Origin of the sequence: Streptomyces sp. NPDC005195 (genome assembly GCF_040608315.1) — a bacterium.
Taxonomy (GTDB): domain Bacteria; phylum Actinomycetota; class Actinomycetes; order Streptomycetales; family Streptomycetaceae; genus Streptomyces; species Streptomyces kaempferi.
In genome coordinates this window covers 1-1,055 of the sequence record NZ_JBEXHZ010000397.1, presented here as the reverse complement: position 1 = coordinate 1,055, position 1,055 = coordinate 1, and the positions used below count along the sequence as shown (strand labels likewise).

The following is a 1,055-nucleotide window of genomic DNA, read 5'->3' as shown; positions in this document are numbered from 1 at the left end:
GTGCTGCTCGCCGGGGACGCACGCCAGCACCACGGGCCCCGGACCGGTGGCGGGAGCGTCGGGCCGGGCCGGCTCGGTGGCCCGGTGGAGGGTCCGGGAGATGTGCCAGGACAGCAGGTGCTCCACCTCCACGTAACGGTCCCCCGAGGACTCCCACTTGCGTCCCACGGCGTGCAGGGTGGGCACCATCACCTCGTCCCAGGCGATGACCACTCCGTGCCGTTCCACGAGCGAGGCCAGCTGGTCGTCCATCGCGGGCGCGTCGAGGCGCACCGCGGCGCGCGCGAGGCCCCTGCACTCCTGCCGGACGTCACCGAGCGGCAGTGCGCCGGCCGCCTGTGACCGCTGCCGTCCGAGACGACCGGCCCCCTCGGACGGATCGGGGCCGTACGGGATCCGCTCGACGCCCTTCCGCGCGGTCCTGGCCGCCTCGGCGGGCGGCACCCCCGCGGAGGTCAGCCGGCACATCTCCTCGAGCATCGCCACGTCCTGCGGCGTCCAGCGGCGGTGCCGCCCGTCGGAGCGGACCGCGGGACCGACCCCGTACCGCCGGTCCCAGGAGCGCAGCGTGGTGGGTGACACCCCGAGCCGGCGGGCCAGCGCGCCCGTGGTGACGCCCGCCCCTGCGGGCTCCGCGGCCCGTTCTGACAGCTCTGCCGGTCGGTCCTCGCCCATGCGGCGACTATACGACGCAGAAACGATGCAAGTTGTCGCGGATGTCCCGCGGTTCCCACGATGGAGCCCACAGCGCGCCGCACGGAAGGCGCCCCGTGAGCCCCGTCCGAACAAAGGAACCGTGGTCATGGCCGCAGATCCGATCACCACGGGGCGTCCCGCGGAGTGGACGCCCGGGACCGGGACGTTCACCAGCGCGGAGATCGCCCGGGGGCTCGCGGACCGTGACGCGCGCCGTCCGGCCGCCGCGTACCACCGCTGGGAAAAACCGGTGCACACGCCGACCCCGCGGCGTTCACCGGGCGACGCCCGGGACGGGAGGCAGAGGACGTCACCCAGCGGGTGTTCCTGGCGGCCCGGCAGAGCGCCGACGGTTGTCG

Annotated in this window: 1 protein-coding gene and 1 pseudogene; one reads left to right on the top strand and one right to left on the bottom strand. The window is 75.0% G+C overall.

Annotated elements, in window-relative coordinates:
• Nucleotides 1-675, bottom strand: a 675-nt coding sequence (locus ABZV34_RS39910; RefSeq protein WP_356288354.1) for a MerR family transcriptional regulator, incomplete at its 3' end; no start/stop codon positions are given.
• A 127-nt stretch (nucleotides 676-802) separates the two neighbouring features.
• On the opposite strand from ABZV34_RS39910, the pseudogene ABZV34_RS39905 reads away from it, so the two are divergent.
• Nucleotides 803-1,055, top strand: a pseudogene (locus ABZV34_RS39905) (hypothetical protein); the annotation flags it as partial.